Here is a 5,432-nt window from a genome sequence, read left to right as displayed (position 1 = left end):
ACTGTTGCAAAAATCTGGAGGTGATAAAATTTTGGCCACCTTTTGCTGACGGAGCAGCGCATGAACCTATTCAAAGGCCGTCATTTTCAGAGTGTCATCATCCTCTGGGCGGTACGCTGGTACTGCAAATACGGCATCAGCTACCGTGAGCTCCAGGAGATGTGTAGTGGATCGGTAATTCAGGACACCTCCAAATCCTGTTAATGTTAAAACAGTGAACATGAGGTGATGCATGATCAAAATTCGTCGGACTAAACGCACATTTTCCCCGGAGTTCAAACTCGAAGCTGTCGAACAGGTTGTTAAATATCAGCGCGATGTCAGGGAAGTTGCACAGGCACTCGAACTCAATCCTGACCATTTACGCAAATGGATACGGCTGTATAAGCAGGAACTCCAGGGCATTGAGCCTGTTGGTCATGCCATTACACCTGAACAACCCGAAATTCAGCAGCTTAAAGCGCAGGTAAAGCGTCTTTAGATGGAAAAAGAAATACTAAAGCAGGCTGCCGTGCTGATGAGCGAAGCCCCCGGAAAATTCTCGCGCTAATCACACGGCTGAAAGAAAAGTGGCCTGTGCAGGTTATGTGCCATTTATTCGGCATTCACCGCAGCCTTTATTACGCCCGGGCTAAGCGTCCTGTTAACCATTTTGGTGTGAGCGATCTGATGCTCAGAGGAATGTGACATGGAAATGCTCTGCTGCAATGAGATTTTGGGATGTCATATTCTACTGCACTTTGATTTGCAGCCGCCAGGCTGCCCTGTTCCCGGAGAAACGGTAACTTTGCTCTGGGGATTTTTCGATCAGGAGTTGTTCGTCGAACATGAGGGGAAGCGCTTTGGACCATTCCAGCCTTCGCGCGGGGCGGTCCCCCTCTTTCGTTATCGCAAATACCAGAAGAGCCGTACAGAAGAACGACTCGACAAAGTGGTGCGGTTGGCGGATCAGCTTGGACTTCCCCGCGCCGCAGTCACCGGCGGTGACCGCCCATTGCCGTCTCTGCCCCCAACAACGATGGGACTGAGTGTACGGCGAATGCCGTTCCAGAGCCGCCGGTAGAGGACGCCTGGCCTACAGGTCTTGCAGCCCGCACGGCGATTGTCGCTCAGCTCGGCCGACCAATCGGTGCGATGAGTGCTGTCGAACGCACTTTCATTGATGAACTGCTTGAGGAAACTCTCGATAAAGAGACGATCATGGCCCGTATCCGCGAACGATTTCAGATACGAAGGAGGGAAGAATGATGCTCGCTGATGTCCAATCCAGTTACGGCCTGGACCGACCTTTTCAGGGGGCGGGCAACTTCGAAACCGAACACCAGCGGACCCTCATTCGCGAAGTTTGTGCTGCCGTCCAGACTGGCAGGCTTGTCGTAGTTTCGGGGCTGGTTGGCTCGGGGAAAACGCACCTTCTGCGCCGTATTGAGGCCGAACTGACCAAAGCTGGCAAGGTCTCTCTCGCTAAATCGCTGGCGGTCGACAAACGTCGTACTTCGCTGCCATCGCTGATTGAAGCTTTGTTCTATGACTTGTCACCCGGGGATCGAGCGCAGGTGAAGATCCCCAAACAGGCCGAGCGGCGGGAGCGAGATTTGCGTGACCTGATGAAAAAAGGCAAGCGTCCGATCGTCCTCGTGGTAGATGAAGCCCATGATCTTCACCATAAGACGTTAACGGGCCTGAAACGGCTGATGGAGGTGGTGGCCGACGCTGGTGTCCTCCTTTCCGTGCTTCTGGTCGGGCACCCCCGGCTTCGCAATGATCTGCGTCGCCCCCAGATGGAGGAAATTGGTTACCGGACAACCACTTTCGACTATGAGGGGCTTGGCGGTGCGCGGCGAGACTATGTAGCATGGCTGCTTGGCGCATGTGCAGCCGATGGAGTGAAAGTCAGCGAGCTTCTCGAAGAAGAAGCCATAGATCTCATTGCCGAACGGTTGCGCACACCGCTTCAAATCGAGATGCATCTGACCCTTGCGTTCGAACAGGCTTTTCGTCTCGGAACCAAACCCGTCACCGCCGAGATTGTCGAGCAGGTTTTGTCGCGCGCTATTGACGATTTGGAACCGACCCTGACCCGAAACGGCTACGATGCAGCGGCTTTGATCACACAACTTAACGCGCGCCCATCCGATGTTCGCGCCTTCCTGGGTGGCACCCTTGATCCCGAACACTCCCTTGAGCTGACAGAGAAACTGCGACAGGCAGGCGTTCCGATTTAACCTTGCTGTCGCTGGCAATTAATGTGAGCAGGCGGAGGATGTTTGCAAGCAAAACCGGATGTTTGCAAGCACACTGGCAAATAGCGTGAGCACAACAGGCACTCCATTGTCAGATAATTTGAGCAGGAATCTTCGATGTTTGCGAGCAGAGGCCATTATGTTGGCAAGCCGCTACAGGTATATGCTTGACGTCATCGCCGACTGGCCGGTCAACCGGGTCAGCGAACTGCTATCCTGGCGCATCACACTACCAACTGAAAACACATGCCCGTCAATACGGCTACGGTGTAGGCTTACGGCAAGATGCGTCAGGTGAGCAGAGTCTTTGACATCCAAGGCCTTTCAATCAGATAAAAAGTTACCTCATCAATAACTTCGCAACACTGCCACTTCCCAGACACTTACCGCTTCGCTCCAGGTGGGCCCGAATCGATGAATTAATTATTTCATAGCCACATCGGAATAACTGAAATAGCGAGTAATAGCCCCAGTAGGGCGTTAAAAAAATGCCATTGCATGTCGGTTTGTAATAAACGGGCCAGCAACAGACCAGCAATGCACCACAGGGAGAGAGAGAACATTGCGGCAATTCCAAACAAACAACCAAGAGTAAAGACCAGGTATACGGGTTGCGAGGCAACTGAAGCGAATGAAGCAGCTGCCCCCAGAGTCATCGCCCACCCTTTTGGGTTGTGCCATACCAACCACAGTGCTGCTACGAAAGTTGTCGGTCTTTTCACGCTTGCATGTAAATGCGGTGGACCGCTGCGAGTCATCTTCCACGCCAGCCACATCAAATACAGGCTACCGGCAAGTTTCATGGCAAATTGCAAGGAAGGGAAAGCCAGTATCACACCGCCTAATCCCGCCGCAGCACAAGCCGCCATCGAGCCAAGCCCCAGAGCGATTCCATACATGAAGGGCATGGACCTGTAATAACCAAAATGGGCACCAGATGCAGTGGCTAAGGTTGTAGCGCCGCCAGGCGTAAAAGTAGAAACAATCACAAACAAAATCAGTGGGGAATATTCAGCGATGGACATACAGGCCTCCAGAATTATGGCCAAACTCTAGCGCGTCAGACCATATAACAGAAATTAATGATTAACATGATGTGTATTACAAGTTATAATGCATTGTATGATCCGAAATCTTGATATCACTCTACTACGTACGTTCGTTGCTGTTGCTGATCATGGCAGCATGACAGTGGGCGGAAACGCCTTACACCTTACACAGAGTGCGGTAAGCCAGCAGATTGCGAGGTTGGAAGCGTTATCTGGCGTACTGTTTTTCCGTGAAAAACGAATACTGCGCCTGACTCCAGGTGGAGAACGCTTGCTTGGAAAAGCACGGCATCTGATTACCCTAAACGACGAACTTTGGGCTGAAATGACTGAAGGGCCGCTTGAGGGAGTCATCCGGCTTGGTGCCCCGTATGATCTTGTCGGAGCATGGTTGCCACCTGCCCTGAAAAATTTTGCGGCAGCACATTCGCAGGTGGATTTGCAACTGATTTGCATGTCATCGCCGGAGCTCCTTGCCGCGACCGCGGCCGGTACACTCGATTTGGCGCTGGTTGAAGAGCCGCCTGGAAAATCTGCAGGGGAATGTCTGTCAGTTGACCGCTTGGTGTGGGTTGGTGCCAAAGGTGGTGCAGCTTTTCTAAAGCGGCCACTGCCTGTGTCCATGGTTGCGGAAACCTGTGCATTCCGTTCGGTGGTATTGCAGGCGTTACGAAAGAAAGAAACCACTTGGCAAACTCTGTTTGAAAGCGGCAGTATTGATGCGACGCTAGCTATGGTTCGTTCCGACCTAGCCGTCAGTGTCTTGCTGGCGTCAACGATTCCGGGTGATCTTACCATTCTGCCATTTGATGAAAACTTACCTGAACTCCCTCTATTTTCTGTCAATCTTTATCACGTCAAAGGTCAGCGGTCGCGTGCATCGAATGAACTGGCACAACAATTACGCGACGGACTGAAGTAGTTAGAACGTAGTGAACCGCCCCGGTTTCCAGGAGAGTATTTTTTCTGTCAACTCAGGCTGCCAGATCACCATTTACGATGGAAGCATCATATGCCTGTTCCGCTTCTGCCGGCGGGATATGACCCAGTCGTTCCAGTAACCGTCGATTATTGTACCAGTCCACTCACGTCAGGGTGGCCAGCTCCACCTCAACCCGTATTTTCCAGCTTTACGATGTATCACCTCCGCTTTGTAAAGTCCGTTGATGCTCTCCGCCATCGCGTTATCGTAAGAGTCACCTGTGCTGCCCGTTGACGCCAGCAGCTCCGCATCCTTCAGCCGCTGCGTGTATGCCAGCGACACATACTGCGAGCCTTTGTCTGAGTGATGGATGGTGCCCGTGGGACGTCTGGCCCACAACGCCTGCTCCAGCGCGTCCAGTACGAACTTCGTTTCCATTGATGACGACACCCGCCAGACCACGATACGACCCGCGAACACGTCGGTGATGAACGCCACGTAAGCAAAGCCCTGCCAGGTGCTGACGTAGGTAAAATCAGCCATCCACAGCTGGTCCGGCCAGTTCTGCCACGAACTGGCGGTTCCCCCGATCACCGGCGGCACCGTCTTTCCGGCTGACGGTGGTGCGGACCTTTTTACCCCGGCGCACACCGGCAAGCCCCATGACTGTGATCAGACGCACCACCGTGCATCTTGCCACGCGGATTCATTCCCGCAGCAACTGCCGCCAGACTATTAGACGACAATAATTCAGTCCGGCGCATTGACTCAGCATTTTTGTTACCGAACGCGCACTGTTGCCTCACCAAAATTGTTACTTTGGCTGTGTGATAAATAATCAGTCAGAGGTGCACCTATGAGCAATGCATTATTGCCAATGGATACCCGCAGATAAGCCGGAGCTGGCAGGCAAACTGGAGCAATCTGGCGACGTTCTTCGCTTATCCGGCAGACATCCGCAAGGTGATCTACACAACGAATGCCATCGAGTCGCTGAACAGCGTGATCCGGCATGCCATCAAAAAGCGTAAGGTGTTCCCGACGGACGATGCAGTGAAAAAGGTGGTATGGCTTGCAATCCAGGCTGCGTCACAGAAATGGACGATGCCGCTGAGGGACTGGCGTATGGCGATGAGCCGCTTTATTATCGAGTTCGGTGACCGCCTGGACGGTCACTTCTGAGAAAGGCATTTACACAGAATCGTGTACAGGGTCTAT

Annotated in this window: 4 protein-coding genes and 5 pseudogenes; 7 read left to right on the top strand and 2 right to left on the bottom strand. The window is 52.8% G+C overall.

Annotated elements, in window-relative coordinates:
- Positions 1 to 60: 60 nt before the first annotated feature.
- The 5 genes and pseudogenes from NG99_RS29580 to NG99_RS30160 form a co-directional block, all read left to right on the top strand.
- Positions 61 to 162 (top strand): annotated as a pseudogene (locus NG99_RS29580) (IS6 family transposase); the annotation flags it as partial.
- A gap of 70 nt (positions 163 to 232) precedes the next feature.
- Positions 233 to 648, top strand: a pseudogene (locus tag NG99_RS29575) (transposase); the annotation flags it as partial.
- A 40-nt stretch (positions 649 to 688) separates the two neighbouring features.
- Positions 689 to 1,063: a hypothetical protein gene (locus tag NG99_RS29780; protein WP_034899878.1), complete on the top strand. Its 375-nt coding sequence runs from the start codon at positions 689 to 691 to the stop codon at positions 1,061 to 1,063.
- A gap of 184 nt (positions 1,064 to 1,247) precedes the next feature.
- Positions 1,248 to 2,225, top strand: a complete 978-nt coding sequence (locus tag NG99_RS26955) for an ExeA family protein (RefSeq protein WP_034899884.1) — start codon at positions 1,248 to 1,250, stop codon at positions 2,223 to 2,225.
- Positions 2,226 to 2,406: 181 nt separating this feature from the next.
- Positions 2,407 to 2,541: pseudogene (locus NG99_RS30160) on the top strand (hypothetical protein); the annotation flags it as partial.
- Positions 2,542 to 2,671: 130 nt separating this feature from the next.
- Here NG99_RS30160 and NG99_RS26950 read toward each other — a convergent pair.
- Positions 2,672 to 3,268: a LysE family translocator gene (locus NG99_RS26950; RefSeq protein ID WP_034899876.1), complete on the bottom strand. Its 597-nt coding sequence runs from the start codon at positions 3,266 to 3,268 to the stop codon at positions 2,672 to 2,674.
- A gap of 97 nt (positions 3,269 to 3,365) precedes the next feature.
- On the opposite strand from NG99_RS26950, the gene NG99_RS26945 reads away from it, so the two are divergent.
- Entirely contained in the window at positions 3,366 to 4,214 is an 849-nt protein-coding gene (locus tag NG99_RS26945) for a LysR family transcriptional regulator (RefSeq protein ID WP_072017691.1), read from the top strand.
- A 52-nt stretch (positions 4,215 to 4,266) separates the two neighbouring features.
- On the opposite strand, the pseudogene NG99_RS26940 reads toward NG99_RS26945, so the two are convergent.
- Positions 4,267 to 4,947: pseudogene (locus NG99_RS26940) on the bottom strand (IS3 family transposase); the annotation flags it as partial.
- 149 nt (positions 4,948 to 5,096) lie between these two features.
- Here NG99_RS26940 and NG99_RS26935 point away from each other — a divergent pair.
- Positions 5,097 to 5,396 (top strand): annotated as a pseudogene (locus NG99_RS26935) (transposase); the annotation flags it as partial.
- Positions 5,397 to 5,432 lie beyond the last annotated feature (36 nt).

Source organism: Erwinia typographi, from assembly GCF_000773975.1.
Classification (GTDB): Bacteria; Pseudomonadota; Gammaproteobacteria; order Enterobacterales; family Enterobacteriaceae; genus Erwinia; species Erwinia typographi.
This window is presented reverse-complemented; position numbering and strand designations above follow the sequence as displayed.

Bases quoted from the DNA above. Each gene is read 5' to 3' on its own strand.
- NG99_RS29780 (WP_034899878.1), top strand. From the start codon at position 689: ATGGAAATGCTCTGCTGCAATGAGATTTTGGGATGTCATATTCTACTG.
- NG99_RS26955 (WP_034899884.1), top strand. From the start codon at position 1,248: ATGCTCGCTGATGTCCAATCCAGTTACGGCCTGGACCGACCTTTTCAG.
- NG99_RS26950 (WP_034899876.1), bottom strand. From the start codon at position 3,268: ATGTCCATCGCTGAATATTCCCCACTGATTTTGTTTGTGATTGTTTCT.
- NG99_RS26945 (WP_072017691.1), top strand. From the start codon at position 3,366: ATGATCCGAAATCTTGATATCACTCTACTACGTACGTTCGTTGCTGTT.